The organism is Sutcliffiella tianshenii, from assembly GCF_016908565.1.
GTDB lineage: Bacteria > Bacillota > Bacilli > Bacillales > Bacillaceae_I > Sutcliffiella_A > Sutcliffiella_A tianshenii.
Window position 1 is genome coordinate 32350 of record NZ_JAFBED010000005.1, and the last position, 15870, is coordinate 48219.

Genomic DNA, 15870 nt, shown 5'->3' on the forward strand with positions numbered 1-15870 from the left:
GTACCTATATCATTTTTCGTATTTTTTGAATACTATCGTCGCGTTATGTCCCCCAAATCCAAGTGAGTTGCTCATTGCCGCCTTGACCTCTTTTTGGCGTGCTTTGTTTGGGACATAGTCCAGGTCGCATTCAGGGTCCGGTGTTTCCAGGTTGATGGTTGGCGGGATGATGGAATTCTCGATCGCTTTGATCGTGAAAATCGCTTCCACTCCCCCAGCAGCCCCAAGCAGATGCCCGGTCATGGATTTAGTGGAGCTTATCGCAACTTTCTGTGCATGCTCCCCCATTACTTCCTTGATTGCCAATGTCTCAAATTTATCATTGTATTCGGTACTTGTACCATGGGCATTGATATAGTCGATTTCTTCTGGCTTGAGACCTGCATCGTTTATTGCCATTCTCATCGCACGCACTCCGCCTTCACCGCCTGGAGCTGGTGCTGTAATGTGATGTGCGTCCCCTGTTGCTCCATATCCTACGATTTCAGCATAGATCCTCGCTCCACGGGCAAGAGCATGATCAAGATCTTCAAGAACTAGGATACCCGCTCCCTCACCCATTACAAAGCCATCACGGTTTAAATCGAATGGCCTGCTTGCCGTTTTCGGATTGGGGTTCAAGGAAAGTGCTTTTGCGGAACTGAAGCCTGCAAACGACATTTCAGTTAATGGAGCTTCCGTCCCCCCGGAAATCATCACATCAGCGTCCCCGCGCTGAATCACCTTGAATGCATCCCCAATGGAATTCGTACCTGTCGCACAAGCGGTTACTGTACAGGAATTCACACCTTTTGCACCTAAAGCGATTGAAATCTGTCCTGTTGCCATGTCAGGAATCATCATCGGCACAAAGAATGGACTGACGCGTCTGGCGCCTTTTTCAAGAAAAGTCTTATATTGCTGTTCGAATGTCTCCATTCCGCCTATGCCGGAACCTACCCAAACTCCTACTCTTGGGGCGATTTCTTCCGTGATCGTAAGGTCAGCATCCTTCACTGCCATGAAAGATGCTGCAATGGCGTATTGTGTAAAACGGTCCATCTTACGCGCTTCTTTTTTATCCATATATTCTTCAGGCTGGAAGTCCTTGATTTCTGCAGCGACCTTTGCAGGGAACTTTTCACTGTCCACACGGGTCAGTGGCCCTACACCAGATACACCACTTATTGCATTTTCCCAAGCCTCATTTACATCTTTTCCGATTGGTGTCACCGCACCAAGCCCTGTTACTACTACTCTTCTTTTTTGCATTAGAATATACTCCTTCCAGCATCATGTACAATTATGTTCATTATCTTCCCCATCTGATTGCGATTGCACCCCATGTCAATCCCCCACCAAATCCTACCATAACTATCAGGTCGTCGTCTTTGATTGTCCCGTTCTCCAATTCTTCCACAATGGAAATCGGGATGGATGCAGCCGAAGTGTTGCCGTATTTATTTATCGTCATGGACATTTTTTCTTCAGGCAGCCCCAGACGCTCCCTGGCTGCCTCCATGATCCGGATGTTTGCTTGGTGAGGAATGAGGAAGTCGACATCCTCCTTCGTCAAACCTGCCTTTTGCAATACATTAACAGAAGACTCACCCATTTGTCTGACCGCAAATTTAAACACTTCACGGCCGTTCATGATGATGGTTTCATCCTGATAGAGATGTTTCGCACCGGTTCCATCTGCTCCAAGTTCGAAAGAGAGGATACCGCGCCCTTCAGAAACTGGTGCAATGACAGCGGCACCTGCACCATCACCAAAGAGCACTGCTGTGTTTCGATCTTCCCAGTCCACGATCTTGGACAACTTTTCCACCCCTACAACTAAAACGTGTTTATAGGTCCCCGCTTCCACAAATTGTTTGGCGGTGATGATGCCATACATGAATCCTGCGCAGGCAGCACTGATATCAAAAGCATTCGCTTTTTTCGCGCCCAGTCTTTCTTGGATCATACATGCAACTGAAGGAAATGGATGATCCGGCGTCACGGTTGCCACGATTATCATTTCTACTTCCTCAGCGGAAATCCCTGCATCCTTCAACGCTTTTTCAGCGGCGAAAAAGGCCATGTCGGACGTTTCCACCTCATCACTTGCGATTCTTCTTTCCTCTATCCCGGTTCTCGTTTTTATCCATTCATCCGTTGTATCTACCATTTTTTCCAGATCAGCATTTGTGAGTACCTTTTCAGGTACATATCTTCCGATTCCGACAATCCCTGCATTCATTGAAATAACACCTGACTCTCTTTTAATATGGCTTTAAAATAATGCGATGGAGCTTCCTCACATGCGTCATGTTTTATAGGTTATTTTTTATTATCAAATATTATGACTTGGTACTAATTTTAACCCATAAATGTCATCTTGACAATATATTCTTGCTCCGTTTTCATATCCCCTCCATGTATTAAGGCAATTGCCCATGCCTTTTTTGAGAGGATGCATACACTATTTTGACAACCCAGTTATACAAAAGAGGTGACAACAATGAGTGAGGAACAGGTTAATAAGGAAAAAGAGCAAGTGGACGCAGATCCCTTTACAAGGTTGATGTTCGGCCAGCCCAGAAGAAGTGAAAATCCCACTGAAAAAACTGAAGAAGGTACTCAGAAGAAATTTGGAGAAGACTATTATGCATTGATTGAGCAGGTGGACTCCATCATGGATTCTGTCAATAAACTGAAGCCGATGCTAAAAGAGTTCTCCCCTATCATCGATTACTTTAAGAAAAAGTAAAAAAGGATGCCCTAAATTTTAGGGCAATCCTTTTTTTAGTCTATATCCAAACTATTCTGTTTCCCCAATTCATAAGCGTCGTCCATCACTTTTGTGAGCAGGGATATTAAAGGCTGAATGTGCTGTGGTTCGAGTGTCAGTCCAGTTTCATCAAGCATTTGTTTTGCTTCCGGTAAATATTTCATTGCGATTGCCATGTACTGCATCGTTCTATCCTGTTCCATTTATTCTTTCCCACTTTCTGACTGATTAGGTAATAGACCTGTTTCCTTGTAATTTGCTATGTGGTCCTGTATATCCTGTTGATACTCTTCGCTTACAAGTGGACTGAATGTGCCAAGTGAAATGACTTCATCCTCAAAATCAAAATAGCTGTTGCCAGGTTTGAGCTCACCGGCAAGAAAACGCTTTGCCACCAATTCATATAACGCGGGAACATGCTGAACGGTACTTGTCAAAACCGTATTCTCCCCTAGGTCCGATTGGTCGGATACAAATCCAATGGCAAAGAGCCCTCTATCCTTAAGTGTATTGATAATGGGAACATTGAACCCATCACCGGCTGGATAGACAATGTCCACTCCACTAGCCAGCATTTTTTCAAGCTTGGAATTGGCCATTTCCGGATTATCCCAGTCCTGCGTATATTCTATATAGACCGTTGCATCAGGATTTTCATAAAGGACACCTTCAAAAAAACCGTTTACTTCGGGCTGCCATTCAAAAGCTGCAATGACCCCGATTTTATTGGTTTGCGACATCTTCCCCGCTACCATCCCACCGAAAAATCCCATCGCATTCGCCTTGAAATTAAGACTTGTAACATTATCTCCACTTACATCCGAATTAAAACAGACAAAGTGAATATCTGGATACTCGTCTCCTATTTTGCTGAAAACTTGGGCATATTCACTGCCATGGCCGAATATGAGATTGATTCCTTTTTTTTCAAACTTCTTTACCGCCTTGATGATTTCATCTTCCTTATGTATTCCTTCTTCATAGAAAACATCAACACCAAATTCCGATTGGATCCTCAAAAGGCCTTTATACCCCTTGGTTCCCCATACCTGATCATCAATGGAGTCAGGGACGAGCAGTCCCACCTTCTGAAGCTTTGATTCTGTTTCAGGTTGTCCACATGCAGATAAAAAAAGAAAAACAAGAAGAATGAACCATATTGGCTTTTTCATGATGAAGCACCACCTTAGTTCCTTAAAAAAACTCCTATTTACTTACTGATTGGTTTTCCTCTTATATTGTACCTCTCAGGAGAAGAAAGGAAAAGTTAAAATTTCAGTTAATTGTTTAAATGCCATTAAGGATTATCTACAATCTTTATTCTTTTGGCAGTGTGTTGCCTTTGGAGGGACAACGCTTCTGTCACTTCCAGAGATGATTCCACATAGATTACCTCGGCGTCTTTTTCCCACTCCGTTTGGGTAGCATCCTTTTTATCCGTTATCACAATATCCATTTCATCAGCTAGTATTTTCAGGGCCTTATTATCCTTACTGGCCAGCCGGACTGTTCGGCTCTCTTTCTTAAACCGCTGTTCAGATAACTTTATGAGCATTTCTGCAAAATCTTCTACATAAAGAATATCCTGGTCTTCCATCACCAGTTTTTCGCTTCCTGCTTCTCCTGTCAATCCCTCTATGATCTTTCTTTGTATCGGTTCCTCTTGTGGCTGCCATGGCCCGAACAAAGCTGGATGGACCACCAACGTTGAATTGGCATGCTTCAAAAGTTTTTGCAGGATGGTGCAGGTTTCAGCAAAGATTCGCGGAGTGACAAGGAACACCTTACCCGATTGTTCGGACATGAAGGCTATTACTTCTTGATATTCCCTTTTAAACATTTCCTCAGTTTCCAGACAAAAGTATACAGCATCAAATTTACCGGCAGCTTCTAAGCTTTCTCTATTAAATAAGCCCTGATAACGGAAATATGCATTCCGTCCAATTTCCATCAGTTTATCTTCATCATGCGCAGCTTTATTTTGACTCAGCTCCACCCCATACACTTCTACTTCTCTGTGTATCAACTTTTTACATAGAGAAAAACCGACAAAGCTGGTTGCACCGACAACCATTGCATTTTTCATCATGATTCACTCCAACCAATAGTTTAATACTGTATCGTATGCTTTTGGCCATAATAATAGTCCCTATCACTCCATATTGGGATAGGGACTTCTATAAATGCTGTTCATTTTTTTTGAAAAATTGACAGATCGAGCTTCCATAGGCATAACGTTTTTCAACAAGATGGTAGGTTACTGCAATGGGAATCCCGTTTTTTTGTCTGAGTTCCTCGTACCTTTTACAATGAAGATTTGGGTCATAGCTGGTATTGGTCGTTGTTTGCCAAATTTTAGCCGGCAGGGAAGTTAACAGACTCTGAAGCGTCGGGAATCCATCATACCCCTTTATCTCATCCAATGAAATATCGTATGCTGCTGCAAGTTCCTTCTGTAGCTTCTTAAAAAAGAATTTCCTGTCCTTTTCCTGCTCCATCTGGGCTTTGAGATCTATGCACGGATTGATAAGTGCAATCGATCGGATATGTTCCTTCAACAACTCCGATAGCTGCAATGCCGTCAAGGCTCCCATTCCTTCAGCAAGAACATGGATCTTATCATTCAATATTTCCTGTTTTTGAATGATATGATACAGCTGCCTGGCAAGCAGGACAGATTTCACGCTTCCCCAGTGTACCCCATATAAATTAGAGTAGAAAACGGTATATCCCGCTCTCACAATTTCATCTATGATGCGCTTTCTGCCGATATGTTGGATCCAAAGGCTGTTGTGGTCATCAACGAAGTGATTGGCATCGCCGATTATCAATACACCAAAGCCATTTGGTTTTTCCGGAACATGAACGGCATTCCATTGTCCACCCATCTGAAAAAAACGTTGATTTTCTTCCATATTCCTCACCCAGCCTCCGGATTACAAACTTGTATAGAATATGCTATGTAAAAGAATCCTGCTCTGATAAAGGCAAAAGGCTTATTTTCGCTTAAACGTAATACTTTCTCCAACCCTCAATGGGAATAAAGAGATTAATCGAAAAATAAAAAGGAAAGATTAGCTTGATCTTCCCTTTTTTCATTCCGATCCATATTGAAGCTCTTGCTTAAGCCTATGCAAGGTTTCCATTCCCAGCTCAGTCAAATTGCTCTGTTCCTGTGAAAGGAGCATTTCGAGTTCCTGCATTTTTTCTTCACTATTCATAAATATTCAACCCCTTTTTCTTCAAGCTTAAACATTTTACATTTATTATATGCGCTGATTGTGGTAAAATATCCGATGGATACACAAAAGCTGCGCACCTGGCTCTTTTAAGGTGTTGAACTATTAAAAGGGAAATGGAGGGGAAGTCAAGATGCGAGTATTCTGGACTGTTTTCTGGTCACTTCTTCTGATAAACATGCTTTCATATGTTGTTGCAAACATGGTTGGTGATACATATAATTACATGTTAGCTTCAACTGTTGCTATCGTCTTTTCCGTAATTGTGATGCTGATTGGGGAAGCGCTGCCAAACGAGCCTGTTGAAAAACACTGATAAGCACGAGTGAAAAGAACTTGACCTTCTGGGACAAGTTCTTTTTTTGTGGTGCCAATAAATATCGCAGTTGATTTCCGCACTAGGCTGCGCTTTCCGCGGGGCGTTTGTGGAGCCTCCTCGGCTTCGCCTGTGGGGTCTCCACTAAACGCTGCCTCCCGCAGGAGTCTTCGCCTATTGCTCCAATCAACTGCTAGATTCTTAAAAATTCAACACTAGCCTTTACAGAGCAATACTTTTTATATATTTATTTAGTCACGATCTCCAATTTTCCTGCTTGGAGACTGATAATAATTTCTTGAAAATCCTGGATGGAACCTTTTATGATTTCTTTTGCAATCAGTGTTTCTATATGTTTCTGGATAAAACGCTTCAATGGGCGTGCGCCGAAAACAGGATCAAATGCACGGTCAGCTATATGCTGTTTGGCTTCTTCCGTAATCTTGAGTTGAAGGTGTTTGTTTTCGAGTCTTTTTTGCAATTCTTTGATCAGCTTTTCCACAATCATCCCAATGTCATTTTTGGATAAGGGGGAGAAGATAACGGTATCATCGATCCTATTCAATAATTCAGGACGGAAGTGAGCTTTCAATTGCTGCAGCACTTTATCTTTTGTTTCATCCGTTACATCCCCTTCGAGAAGCAAATGGGATCCTATATTGGAGGTCATGATGATGACAGTATTTTTAAAATCAACTGTTTTTCCTTGAGAGTCGGTGATTCTTCCATCATCCAGGAGCTGCAATAGAATATTGAAAACATCCGGATGGGCCTTTTCAATTTCATCGAGCAATATTACTGAATATGGTTTTCTTCTTACGGCCTCTGTGAGCTGGCCGCCTTCTTCATAACCGACATATCCAGGAGGCGCTCCGATAAGCCTTGAAACAGCATGTTTTTCCATATACTCGGACATATCGATCCTGATGATATGGCTCTCATCGTCAAACAATGACTGTGCCAATGCCTTTGCCAATTCCGTTTTCCCAACACCCGTCGGGCCGAGGAAAACAAAGGAGCCTATCGGACGGTTCGGGTCTTTGATACCCGCCCTTGCCCGAAGTACAGCTTCTGTAACAAGCTGTACCGCTTCATCCTGCCCAACTACCCGTTCATGAAGTATTTCCTCTAGCTTCAGCAGTTTTTCACGTTCGCCCTCCACCAGCTTCGCAACCGGAATACCGGTCCATTTTGCAACGATGCCTGCTATTTCATCCTCTGTCACTTCTTCCCTAAGAAGCGAATGTGCCCCTTTTTCTGCCTTCGCATCGCCCTCGAGCTGTAATAGTTCCTTTTCAAGGGCAGGCAGCTTACCGTGACGTAGTTCTGCAGCTTTATTCAAGTCATAATTGCTCTCGGCTGCTTCAAGGTCTCTCTTTACTTTTTCGATTTCTTCACGTTTTTGCCGTACCAGCCCGATGGCATCCTTCTCCTGCTGCCATTGCATTTTCATGCCGGTAGACCTTTCCTTGAGATTCGCCAGCTCTTTTTGCAGATTCTGCAACCTATCCAAGCTTGCCTGATCCTTTTCTTTTTTAAGGGCAGCTTCCTCGATTTCAAGCTGCATCACTTTTCTTGTCACTTCATCCAGTTCAGAAGGCATCGAGTCGATTTCGGTCCGGATCATGGCACATGCTTCATCTACAAGATCAATCGCTTTATCTGGTAAAAAGCGTTCAGAGATATATCGATCGGAAAGGACAGCAGCCGACACTATCGCCCTATCATGGATATTGACGCCATGATGGATTTCAAACCTTTCCTTAAGCCCACGCAAAATGGAGATAGTATCCTCGACTGTCGGCTCTTCCACAAGGACTTGCTGAAAACGGCGTTCCAATGCAGGATCCTTCTCGATATATTGTCGGTGCTCATTCAATGTAGTGGCTCCGATACAATGCAACTCTCCCCTTGCAAGCATCGGTTTGAGCATATTCCCGGCATCCATTGCCCCTTCCGTTTTACCGGCCCCGACAATGGTGTGCAGTTCATCGATAAACAGAAGGATCCTGCCATCGCTTTTCTTGATTTCTGAAAGGACCGCCTTCAATCTTTCCTCGAACTCCCCTCGATATTTGGCACCAGCGACCAATGAACTCAAGTCGAGTGAAAAGATTGTCTTATCCTTCAAACCGTCTGGAACATCCTTTCTGACAATTCGTTGAGCCAATCCTTCCACTATCGCTGTTTTCCCTACTCCCGGCTCCCCGATCAGTACAGGGTTGTTCTTCGTTTTCCTGGACAAGATCCTGATTACCCTGCGTATTTCCTGATCCCGGCCGATTACCGGATCAAGCTTACCGGCTTTCACCTCTTCAATCAGGTCTCTACCATATTTCTTTAATGCCTCATATGTATTTTCCGGTTCCTGAGATGTCACTTTTTGGTTCCCCCTTATCTCTAATATCACTTCCTCGAGTCTTTCCTGTGTAATCGAAAATTTTCTCGAGAGCTCCTGCCATTTAAAATGGTTGATTTCCTGATCGAAAAGCCCCAACAGGACATGTTCGACAGATAGATACTCATCCTGCCATTTTCCCTTCCACTCGTTTGCCTTTTGAAGTATCTTATTCAATTCTCTTCCTATATACACTTCAGTGGTACCGCTTATTTCAGGCTTTGTCCTTAACAGATTTTCCAATTCTTTTACTAGTACGGATACATCTATGTTTAACTTGGTAAGGATTCTTCTTCCGAGTCCTTCTTCCTGCTGCAATAATGCAAGTAGCACATGTTCAGGCTCCAGCTGCTGGTGATTCATGCTCACCGCCAAATCTTTTGCCCCAATGATCGCTTCCTGAAGCTTGATGGTCATGTTTTGAATGTCCATTTTTCAACACCCGCCTTTTTGTTTGACCTTTTTTGACCTTTGTGTTTTCATTATAATCCAAAAAACGCCACCTCTGCAAGAAAGGTGACGTTTCATCCTATGGTCTGCGCTTTTTAGCCCACAAACGGTTATGGTTGGAGGTTTCGGGAAAAGTGTCCCCCGCTTTAAGATTGATCTTCTGCGGATTCTTAACCATACTTCCCGTTTCGCCTATTTCCAGGTATATACCGTTGTTCGGGGCTTTTTGTCCAGGTCTGAATTGATGATTTTGTCCCATTCCGATTCCCTCCTATAAAAAGAGCCATGTCTATTCACTTTCAGGCAAATGGGGTTACATGAGATAACCTATCTCGTTAATTATTTTTCCCAAACTCCAGATTTTCATGTCATCGTTCCATCATGAATGCTGGAGCAAAATCAGGCAATGGTCAAAACTTCATATTCCGCTGCAAGTTCGATAAAGTGAGACATCCCACTGATTTTCCCACTAATAAGCTGCTCTTCCACATTATAATGGTCCACACATGTTTTACATGCATAAACAGGAACACCAGACTCATGGATTTCCTTTAAATGCACGGAAACAAGGGATTGCTCTGTTAGGGTTAACACGCCAGTGTTCATCAGGAAAATAGCTTCCGGCTTTTCGTCCCTTTGTTTCAAAAGTGTGAAAAATGTTTCGAGAACGCCTTCTCCAAGGGCTTCATCACCTTTTCCCAACTGATTGGAACTGACCAGGATAACTTTGTTTTTCATACATGTTCCTCCCTCTCCATTTTTTTATGTAGGTTAATCTGTCACATTCAAGGCGATTTTTGCCAGACGTGACATCCGCTCTTTTCCCCAAGGCGGATTGAAGGTAATGTTTACATCCACTTCATTGATTTCTTCCATTGGTGATAGTTTATTTTTCACTTGCTCCACAATTTCGCCTGCAAGTGGACATCCGATGGAAGTAAGGGTCATCGTAATCCTTACATTATGTGTTTCATCCATTTCTACATCATAGACAAGACCCAAGTTGACGATGTCTACACCAAGCTCGGGATCCTCCACTTCTTCTAGTGCTTCCATTATCTTTTCTTTCAATTGTTCGTTCATCATTAAGCTCCTCCACTATTTTTTTTGCAATTGGCTTTCAATGTTGCTTCCCATATGAGTGGCGAACCAATCCACTGTTGCAAGCACTCCTTTACGGGATACCTTATGATCGGCTTGTTCATCAATGATAAGTCCGATATTTTGCGGGTTATTCTTATAATAACCTCTTAAAGTTTTTACAAACCCGATAACTGGCTCAACTGGTACTTCCTGATCCTGTGACCCGTGCCAGCAAAGGAGTGGGCGCCCATTCATTTTTTCCGGTTCAAGTGAAAGGTCATAGGCTGCGAGTTTATCCAAATATTGTTTAATCTGACCCTCATCAAATGGTAACGTAAAACCCATTTCCAGTACTTGATCGATTTTCCACTTGCCAAACACCTGATAGCTTGGACATCCCATCAGGCTTACAGCCGCTTTAATCCATGGATATTTTTTCAATGCCCCAAATGTAATGATCGCTCCCATGGAAGTACCAGCTACACCAATTTCTTTTTCCTGTGACAACCCCTGGTCCACCAAATATTCTTTAAGTATTTCCAGTTCGTGTATGGACTGAATGACGACCTCCCAAAATGATTGTGTCAATTGAATGGATGATAGGCCACTGTCACGGTCCCCATGATGGATACAATCCGGCAAAATGACCCTTATCCCCTTTTCCGCCAATAAATATGCATAATGCAGATTATTTTCCTTGGCACTTTTAAATCCATGGAAAAAGATGACAGTCGGTTTGGGCCTATGTGCCGCAGTTGCCTCGCTTATATGTAAAAAAGAAACGGCTCCTGTTGTTCCTTTGGTTACCTGTATCATTACATTTCCCCCTCAAGGATTAAAGTTATCTTATATTTGATAAGTGTAACATGTAGACAGTTAAATTTGAAAAAGGTTACACTTGAAATAGGAAAGATAATATATGTAAGTGCTAAAGGAGTTTGGTTTCGTTGGAAAAACATTTAATAGCAGTCGATTTAGATGGAACATTATTAACCGACGATAAAAAAATCTCATCAAGGAATAAACTCGCCCTTCAAAAAGCGCGTGAACAGGGCCATGAAGTGGTCATCGCCACTGGCCGCCCATATCGTGCAAGCTCCATGTACTATGAGGAATTGGGATTGACCACTCCGATCGTCAATTTTAACGGGGCCTTCGTCCATTTTCCCGGTAATGATGAATGGGGTGTCTATCATGAACCATTGGATCTCTCCACCGTAAAAGAAATCATAGAAGTCAGTGAAAAATATCAAATACATAATATTTTGGCGGAAGTGATCGATGATGTTTATTTTCATTTCCATGATGAAAAGCTATTGGACATCTTCGGATTCGGTAATCCCAAAATGGAAACCGGAGATCTGCGCCAGGTACTGAAAAAGGATCCCACCTGTATTCTGATCCACGCAAGCGAAGCGGAAGTAGCGAAAATTAGAAAATACCTGACAGAAGTCCACGCTGAAGTGATAGACCATCGACGCTGGGCGGCACCATGGCATGTGATTGAAATTGTGCGCACCGGAATGAGCAAAGCAGTGGGACTGAAACGCATTTCCAATTACTATAATATCCCACCGGATAACATCATTGCTTTCGGGGATGAGGATAATGATTATGAAATGATTGAATTTGCCGGGGTTGGGATTGCAATGGGGAATGCGATAGACGGACTTAAAGAGAAAGCAAAGGAAACCACCCTGTCCAACCAGGAGGACGGAATAGCCGTATTCCTCGAAAAATACTTGAAGCTTTGATCTTGCCAATTTTTTGTTCAAATAATTCGGCCCGATTGTCTTACACTATATAGTGGACGCTTGTTGTCCTATATGAAAAGGGGGTTTTCATAATGGGTAGAAGCAGCAAATCCAAACGTTTTGTACAACAAGGAAAGAACTCTGTGCAGCAGCATGATCAGCAGATCCCTTACCATCTGACAATGGAACAGGCAGAGGAACGCAAAGCCCAAAAGGCCGAGCAGAACTCTCTTGGAGGGTTTTAGTCCATGGGCAATCAGCTATTTCAATCCGCACGTGAAGCAGTCATGAATGCGGAAAATGCCCATATGCATGCTTCATCGGTACAAAATGAAATAGATGTTGCAAAAAACGCATTATCCTCCGCCTATGCAAACACAACCGAAGCGGAACAACGCCAGCTTCGGGAACTGCAGGACCGTTTGCAAGCATTAGAAAGCAAATGAAAAAACAGCGCAGCCACGCTTAAAGGATGGCTGCGCTGTTTTCTGTTTTTTAGTCCTTGCGGAAAAATCCAAAAATACCGGCTGTCTGAACGATATTGGTGAATGCATTTGGGTCGGCTTCCTTGATGATCCGTTCTAGATCATACATTTCATATCGTGTGATGACAATCATCAGCATTTCCTTGTCCTCTCCGGTAAATGCACCCTTGGCAGGAACAGATGTAATGCCTCGCACCATTTTGGCATGGATCGCATCTTTGACATCCTTGCCTTTTTTCGTGACAATCATGGCCGTCAATTTCTCATGTCGCGTATGAATCGCATCAATCACCCTTGTTGATGCATAAAGCGTCACAAGTGTATAAAGCGCTTTTTCCCACCCGAACATGAGTCCGGCGGTAATGATGATCACGGCATTCAATGCGAAGAAGTAGGTCCCAACAGGCTTGTCCTTCATACGGGAAAGGATCATTGCGATAATGTCCAATCCACCTGTAGAGGCTCCCCACTTCAGTGTCAGTCCAACCCCGACAGCTGCAATGACCCCACCGAATACTGCATTGAGCAGAATATCATCATTCACCTTATAGATAGGGACAATTTCGAGAAACAGGGACATCAGGAAAACACTTAGGAAACTATAAATGGTAAAAGAACGTCCTACCTTTTTCCATGCTAAAATCGTCACAGGGATATTTAAGAGAAACAACGATATACCTGTGGAAATGGTAAACGGAAAATAATCCTCGGAAATACGGAATATCAATTGAGATACCCCGGTAAATCCACTTGCGTAAACATCTGCGGGTATCAAGAAAAAATTCATTGCGATGGCATTTAAAAATGCCCCGACCAATACGATCAATACTTTCTTCACATGCTGCTGCATCATCATATGAATCAATAACCTCCTAACCAACCTACTGCCTTATTCTATGTATTTTTCCTCTTTTTACCCATCTCAAACGATTGCTGCGATTTCTTTTCTTGAAGAGTTTCCGTTTAATAGGTAAACTGAAAAAAAGGAGTAATCTTCCACGGCAGGGAACAAAAAGAATACATGGATGTAAGTATAATAAAGAAGGTGACAGAATGACAATAAAAATCATTGCAGATAGTGCCTGCGACTTATCAAAAGACTTTTTTAACCAGGAACATGTGGCTCTGATTCCACTGAAAGTCTTATTCGGCGAAACGGAATATGAGGATATGGTAACGATTGATTCCTCTACTGTATATAATGCCATGCGGGAAGGACAGGTTGTCAAAACCTCCCAGGCATCCCCGAACATGATGAAAGAACTTTTTACAGAAATTGCAGAAAAAGGTCAAACTGCCATCTATATCGCCTTTTCCTCTGAATTATCTGGTACATATCAAACAGCCGTATTGATGAGGCAAGAAGTCATGGAGGACCACCCAAACCTTGATCTCACCATCATCGACTCAAAATGCGCTTCCCTCGGTTTGGGACTTGTCGTGAAGCATGCAGCAGAATTAGCTGAAAACGGCTCTTCCAAGGAAGACATCTTAGCTCAAATCGCTTATGATATCTCCCATATGGAGCATGTCTTCACAGTGGATAATCTCGATTATTTGGCTCGGGGCGGCCGTGTCAGCAAGGCATCCGCATTTGTCGGAGGACTATTGAATATCAAGCCTTTGTTGCATATGGAGGATGGAAAGCTCATTCCACTTGAAAAAATCCGCGGCCGAAAAAAAGTGCTTCGCAGGATGTTCGAGGTCATGAAAGAGCGAAATGGATTCACCGCTAAAAATCAACGGGTAGGCATTAGCCACGGGGATGATGAAGTGACTGCCATTGCACTTCAGGAGATGATACAGGAATCTTCGGATAACAGCAACTTCACTATCACCACGATCGGTTCAGCTGTCGGCGCACACGCAGGACCAGGGACGATTGCGTTATTCTTCCTGAACGATGACAAAGCATAATTAACCGGCACATAGTAGCTCTGGCAATTGGATAACCTATTTCTATCTTTAATTTGAAAGGGGTACATCCTGATGCCACATACAAGCGATAATGATAAAAAGGCGAAAGATAATAACGCCAAACGCCACGAAAAGAACATGGAACGCGAAAAGAGCCAAAAAAATGGCGAACGTCAGTATTCCAAGAAAACAGATCATCTATAATGGGAAAGCCCGGCATTGGAGCCGGGCTTTTTTGATTTAATGTCCTATATAATGCGCTTCCCAGACGTTCTGGACTAGCCATTTTCAGGATATCAACGGTTTTGGGTCATATATCAATGAAAAATTTTATATATCAACGATTTACAATGGGATATCAACGAAAGTTTTCATTTATCCACGAAAACCACTCTGATATCGACGAAACTACATTTGCCGACACAATTCGACACTCATACACAAACCACCTACACCCAAGCAATCCCCGCCCTCCAAATAAAAAAAGCGCGGGTTCACCACCACACGCTTAATCAAAGTGTAAAACCTATTCCCCTTGCTCTTCCTCTTTCTTCAAATAAGTCCAGCCTTCCTTCTGCGTAACCAGGCCTTCCTTGAGAAGTTTCCCCATTGCACGCTTGAATGCAGCCTTGCTGATAAGGAAGCGTTCTTTGATATCCTCCGGTGCACTCTTATCGCTGTATGGCATTGCGCCACCGCGCAGCTCAAGGTAATCCATGATCGCTTTGGAATCATCGTCCATGGCATCCTGTTTTCTTGGAAGCAAGGAGACATTAATGGTTCCATCGTCCTTCACACCGATCACTCTGCCTTCGACAATACTGCCCAATCTTGGCTCTACCTTTCGTTCGGAATGGTGAATGAACCCTACATAACCTTCATTGGTGATCATATAGCTGCCGACCTTCAGCAATCGGTAAATCGTTCCTTGGACATTCTGGTTTACGATATCTGAGGGAGCCTGGATGGAGCGGTCCAGCATGACATCCTGAGACGCAAGCTTACCAATCAATTTTCCCCTGCGGTCCGTCTTCACGCGGCATAATAGAAGATCTCCCACTTCTGGCCAAACATCTTCAAATACCGGTAGATCGTCTTCAGGAATCAAAGCATCCTTCGCAATTCCTATGTTGATGAAAACGCCAAGCCCTTGCAGAACTTCCACCACTTCCATCCATTCATGACCATTTAGGCCTTTGGGGATGGTCATCGTTGCAGTAATGCGGCTTTTCTGATCAGAATAGAGAAAGACCTCCACCTTTTCATCCTGCTCTAGTTCCCTTGTCGCCTCATTCTTATGAAGCAGGATGGTCTCTTCGCCATCTGTAAGCATATATCCAAGTGGGGTTTCCCTATCCACTGTCAATTCCAAAACTGTACCTGTTTCCAAAGTCATTCTTACCATTCCTTTTCATCCGTTCTTATGTAAAGTGTACCCGACTTTCATTAAGTTGTCCAAACCGCTTCATTCTA

21 protein-coding genes are annotated in these 15870 nt (G+C 43.2%); 7 read left to right on the plus strand and 14 right to left on the minus strand.

Annotated elements, in window-relative coordinates; translation table 11 throughout:
- Positions 1 to 9: 9 nt before the first annotated feature.
- Positions 10 to 1251 (minus strand): beta-ketoacyl-ACP synthase II, encoded by a 1242-nt coding sequence (fabF, locus tag JOC95_RS12115; RefSeq protein ID WP_204416573.1) that lies wholly within the window; start codon positions 1249 to 1251, stop codon positions 10 to 12.
- A 40-nt stretch (positions 1252 to 1291) separates the two neighbouring features.
- Positions 1292 to 2224 (minus strand): beta-ketoacyl-ACP synthase III, encoded by a 933-nt coding sequence (locus JOC95_RS12120; RefSeq protein WP_204416575.1) that lies wholly within the window; start codon positions 2222 to 2224, stop codon positions 1292 to 1294.
- A 261-nt stretch (positions 2225 to 2485) separates the two neighbouring features.
- Between JOC95_RS12120 and JOC95_RS12125 the strand changes: the two genes are divergently transcribed.
- On the plus strand, positions 2486 to 2734 hold the full coding sequence (locus JOC95_RS12125) for a hypothetical protein (protein ID WP_204416577.1): 249 nt from the start codon (positions 2486 to 2488) through the stop codon (positions 2732 to 2734).
- 35 nt (positions 2735 to 2769) lie between these two features.
- Here JOC95_RS12125 and JOC95_RS12130 read toward each other — a convergent pair whose 3' ends face one another.
- The 5 genes from JOC95_RS12130 to JOC95_RS21555 form a co-directional block, all read right to left on the minus strand.
- The gene (locus JOC95_RS12130; RefSeq protein ID WP_204416579.1) at positions 2770 to 2958 is read right to left on the minus strand and encodes a ComZ family protein; all 189 of its coding nucleotides are present in this window, start codon (positions 2956 to 2958) and stop codon (positions 2770 to 2772) included.
- Positions 2959 to 3927, minus strand: coding sequence for a BMP family ABC transporter substrate-binding protein (locus JOC95_RS12135; RefSeq protein WP_204416582.1), 969 nt, complete (start codon positions 3925 to 3927; stop codon positions 2959 to 2961).
- A gap of 125 nt (positions 3928 to 4052) precedes the next feature.
- Positions 4053 to 4844 carry an NAD(P)-dependent oxidoreductase gene (locus tag JOC95_RS12140; protein ID WP_204416584.1) on the minus strand — a complete coding sequence of 264 codons (792 nt, stop codon included), beginning with the start codon at positions 4842 to 4844 and terminating at the stop codon, positions 4053 to 4055.
- 88 nt (positions 4845 to 4932) lie between these two features.
- Positions 4933 to 5670, minus strand: coding sequence for an alpha/beta fold hydrolase (locus JOC95_RS12145; protein ID WP_204416586.1), 738 nt, complete (start codon positions 5668 to 5670; stop codon positions 4933 to 4935).
- Between the two features lie 180 nt (positions 5671 to 5850).
- Positions 5851 to 5976 carry a hypothetical protein gene (locus JOC95_RS21555; RefSeq protein ID WP_263629559.1) on the minus strand — a complete coding sequence of 42 codons (126 nt, stop codon included), beginning with the start codon at positions 5974 to 5976 and terminating at the stop codon, positions 5851 to 5853.
- 151 nt (positions 5977 to 6127) lie between these two features.
- Here JOC95_RS21555 and JOC95_RS12150 point away from each other — a divergent pair, with 151 nt between their 5' ends.
- Positions 6128 to 6310: a YjzD family protein gene (locus JOC95_RS12150; RefSeq protein ID WP_204416588.1), complete on the plus strand. Its 183-nt coding sequence runs from the start codon at positions 6128 to 6130 to the stop codon at positions 6308 to 6310.
- A 247-nt stretch (positions 6311 to 6557) separates the two neighbouring features.
- On the opposite strand, the gene clpB is transcribed toward JOC95_RS12150, so the two are convergent.
- From clpB to JOC95_RS12175, 5 genes are all read right to left on the minus strand, one after another.
- On the minus strand, positions 6558 to 9140 hold the full coding sequence (gene clpB / locus JOC95_RS12155) for an ATP-dependent chaperone ClpB (protein ID WP_204416590.1): 2583 nt from the start codon (positions 9138 to 9140) through the stop codon (positions 6558 to 6560).
- A 97-nt stretch (positions 9141 to 9237) separates the two neighbouring features.
- Complete coding sequence (locus JOC95_RS12160; RefSeq protein ID WP_204416592.1) at positions 9238 to 9417, minus strand: YjzC family protein; 180 nt, start codon at positions 9415 to 9417, stop codon at positions 9238 to 9240.
- Between the two features lie 140 nt (positions 9418 to 9557).
- The gene (locus JOC95_RS12165) at positions 9558 to 9896 is read right to left on the minus strand and encodes a DsrE family protein (RefSeq protein WP_204416594.1); all 339 of its coding nucleotides are present in this window, start codon (positions 9894 to 9896) and stop codon (positions 9558 to 9560) included.
- A gap of 33 nt (positions 9897 to 9929) precedes the next feature.
- A complete protein-coding gene (locus tag JOC95_RS12170; protein ID WP_204417260.1) occupies positions 9930 to 10241 on the minus strand; it encodes a metal-sulfur cluster assembly factor in 312 nt (103 codons plus the stop codon).
- A gap of 15 nt (positions 10242 to 10256) precedes the next feature.
- Positions 10257 to 11057 carry a prolyl oligopeptidase family serine peptidase gene (locus JOC95_RS12175; protein ID WP_204416596.1) on the minus strand — a complete coding sequence of 267 codons (801 nt, stop codon included), beginning with the start codon at positions 11055 to 11057 and terminating at the stop codon, positions 10257 to 10259.
- Positions 11058 to 11188: 131 nt separating this feature from the next.
- Here JOC95_RS12175 and JOC95_RS12180 point away from each other — a divergent pair, with 131 nt between their 5' ends.
- The 3 genes from JOC95_RS12180 (at position 11189) to JOC95_RS12190 (ending at position 12441) form a co-directional block, all read left to right on the plus strand.
- Positions 11189 to 11995, plus strand: a complete 807-nt coding sequence (locus JOC95_RS12180) for a Cof-type HAD-IIB family hydrolase (protein ID WP_204416598.1) — start codon at positions 11189 to 11191, stop codon at positions 11993 to 11995.
- A 92-nt stretch (positions 11996 to 12087) separates the two neighbouring features.
- Complete coding sequence (locus tag JOC95_RS12185) at positions 12088 to 12240, plus strand: hypothetical protein (protein ID WP_204416600.1); 153 nt, start codon at positions 12088 to 12090, stop codon at positions 12238 to 12240.
- A 3-nt stretch (positions 12241 to 12243) separates the two neighbouring features.
- The gene (locus JOC95_RS12190; RefSeq protein ID WP_204416602.1) at positions 12244 to 12441 is read left to right on the plus strand and encodes a DUF3813 domain-containing protein; all 198 of its coding nucleotides are present in this window, start codon (positions 12244 to 12246) and stop codon (positions 12439 to 12441) included.
- Between the two features lie 49 nt (positions 12442 to 12490).
- On the opposite strand, the gene JOC95_RS12195 is transcribed toward JOC95_RS12190, so the two are convergent.
- On the minus strand, positions 12491 to 13336 hold the full coding sequence (locus tag JOC95_RS12195; protein ID WP_204416604.1) for a YitT family protein: 846 nt from the start codon (positions 13334 to 13336) through the stop codon (positions 12491 to 12493).
- Between the two features lie 197 nt (positions 13337 to 13533).
- Here JOC95_RS12195 and JOC95_RS12200 point away from each other — a divergent pair, with 197 nt between their 5' ends.
- Positions 13534 to 14397 carry a DegV family protein gene (locus tag JOC95_RS12200; protein ID WP_204416606.1) on the plus strand — a complete coding sequence of 288 codons (864 nt, stop codon included), beginning with the start codon at positions 13534 to 13536 and terminating at the stop codon, positions 14395 to 14397.
- 72 nt (positions 14398 to 14469) lie between these two features.
- Positions 14470 to 14601 carry a DUF3941 domain-containing protein gene (locus tag JOC95_RS12205; RefSeq protein WP_204416608.1) on the plus strand — a complete coding sequence of 44 codons (132 nt, stop codon included), beginning with the start codon at positions 14470 to 14472 and terminating at the stop codon, positions 14599 to 14601.
- Between the two features lie 322 nt (positions 14602 to 14923).
- Here the strand turns inward: JOC95_RS12205 and JOC95_RS12210 are convergent, their stop codons facing one another.
- Positions 14924 to 15793 carry a CvfB family protein gene (locus JOC95_RS12210; RefSeq protein WP_239582896.1) on the minus strand — a complete coding sequence of 290 codons (870 nt, stop codon included), beginning with the start codon at positions 15791 to 15793 and terminating at the stop codon, positions 14924 to 14926.
- Positions 15794 to 15870 lie beyond the last annotated feature (77 nt).

What these genes read in the sequence shown, in the direction of transcription:
- JOC95_RS12210 (WP_239582896.1), bottom strand. Translation starts at nt 15,793, where the DNA reads ATGACTTTGGAAACAGGTACAGTTTTGGAATTGACAGTGGATAGGGAA.
- JOC95_RS12120 (WP_204416575.1), bottom strand. Translation starts at nt 2,224, where the DNA reads ATGAATGCAGGGATTGTCGGAATCGGAAGATATGTACCTGAAAAGGTA.
- JOC95_RS12135 (WP_204416582.1), bottom strand. Translation starts at nt 3,927, where the DNA reads ATGAAAAAGCCAATATGGTTCATTCTTCTTGTTTTTCTTTTTTTATCT.
- JOC95_RS12170 (WP_204417260.1), bottom strand. Translation starts at nt 10,241, where the DNA reads ATGAACGAACAATTGAAAGAAAAGATAATGGAAGCACTAGAAGAAGTG.
- JOC95_RS12165 (WP_204416594.1), bottom strand. Translation starts at nt 9,896, where the DNA reads ATGAAAAACAAAGTTATCCTGGTCAGTTCCAATCAGTTGGGAAAAGGT.
- JOC95_RS12145 (WP_204416586.1), bottom strand. Translation starts at nt 5,670, where the DNA reads ATGGAAGAAAATCAACGTTTTTTTCAGATGGGTGGACAATGGAATGCC.
- JOC95_RS12160 (WP_204416592.1), bottom strand. Translation starts at nt 9,417, where the DNA reads ATGGGACAAAATCATCAATTCAGACCTGGACAAAAAGCCCCGAACAAC.
- JOC95_RS12125 (WP_204416577.1), top strand. Translation starts at nt 2,486, where the DNA reads ATGAGTGAGGAACAGGTTAATAAGGAAAAAGAGCAAGTGGACGCAGAT.
- JOC95_RS12185 (WP_204416600.1), top strand. Translation starts at nt 12,088, where the DNA reads ATGGGTAGAAGCAGCAAATCCAAACGTTTTGTACAACAAGGAAAGAAC.
- clpB (WP_204416590.1), bottom strand. Translation starts at nt 9,140, where the DNA reads ATGGACATTCAAAACATGACCATCAAGCTTCAGGAAGCGATCATTGGG.
- JOC95_RS12150 (WP_204416588.1), top strand. Translation starts at nt 6,128, where the DNA reads ATGCGAGTATTCTGGACTGTTTTCTGGTCACTTCTTCTGATAAACATG.
- JOC95_RS12175 (WP_204416596.1), bottom strand. Translation starts at nt 11,057, where the DNA reads ATGATACAGGTAACCAAAGGAACAACAGGAGCCGTTTCTTTTTTACAT.
- JOC95_RS12190 (WP_204416602.1), top strand. Translation starts at nt 12,244, where the DNA reads ATGGGCAATCAGCTATTTCAATCCGCACGTGAAGCAGTCATGAATGCG.
- JOC95_RS12205 (WP_204416608.1), top strand. Translation starts at nt 14,470, where the DNA reads ATGCCACATACAAGCGATAATGATAAAAAGGCGAAAGATAATAACGCC.
- JOC95_RS12200 (WP_204416606.1), top strand. Translation starts at nt 13,534, where the DNA reads ATGACAATAAAAATCATTGCAGATAGTGCCTGCGACTTATCAAAAGAC.
- JOC95_RS12195 (WP_204416604.1), bottom strand. Translation starts at nt 13,336, where the DNA reads ATGATGATGCAGCAGCATGTGAAGAAAGTATTGATCGTATTGGTCGGG.
- JOC95_RS21555 (WP_263629559.1), bottom strand. Translation starts at nt 5,976, where the DNA reads ATGAATAGTGAAGAAAAAATGCAGGAACTCGAAATGCTCCTTTCACAG.
- JOC95_RS12130 (WP_204416579.1), bottom strand. Translation starts at nt 2,958, where the DNA reads ATGGAACAGGATAGAACGATGCAGTACATGGCAATCGCAATGAAATAT.
- fabF (WP_204416573.1), bottom strand. Translation starts at nt 1,251, where the DNA reads ATGCAAAAAAGAAGAGTAGTAGTAACAGGGCTTGGTGCGGTGACACCA.
- JOC95_RS12140 (WP_204416584.1), bottom strand. Translation starts at nt 4,844, where the DNA reads ATGATGAAAAATGCAATGGTTGTCGGTGCAACCAGCTTTGTCGGTTTT.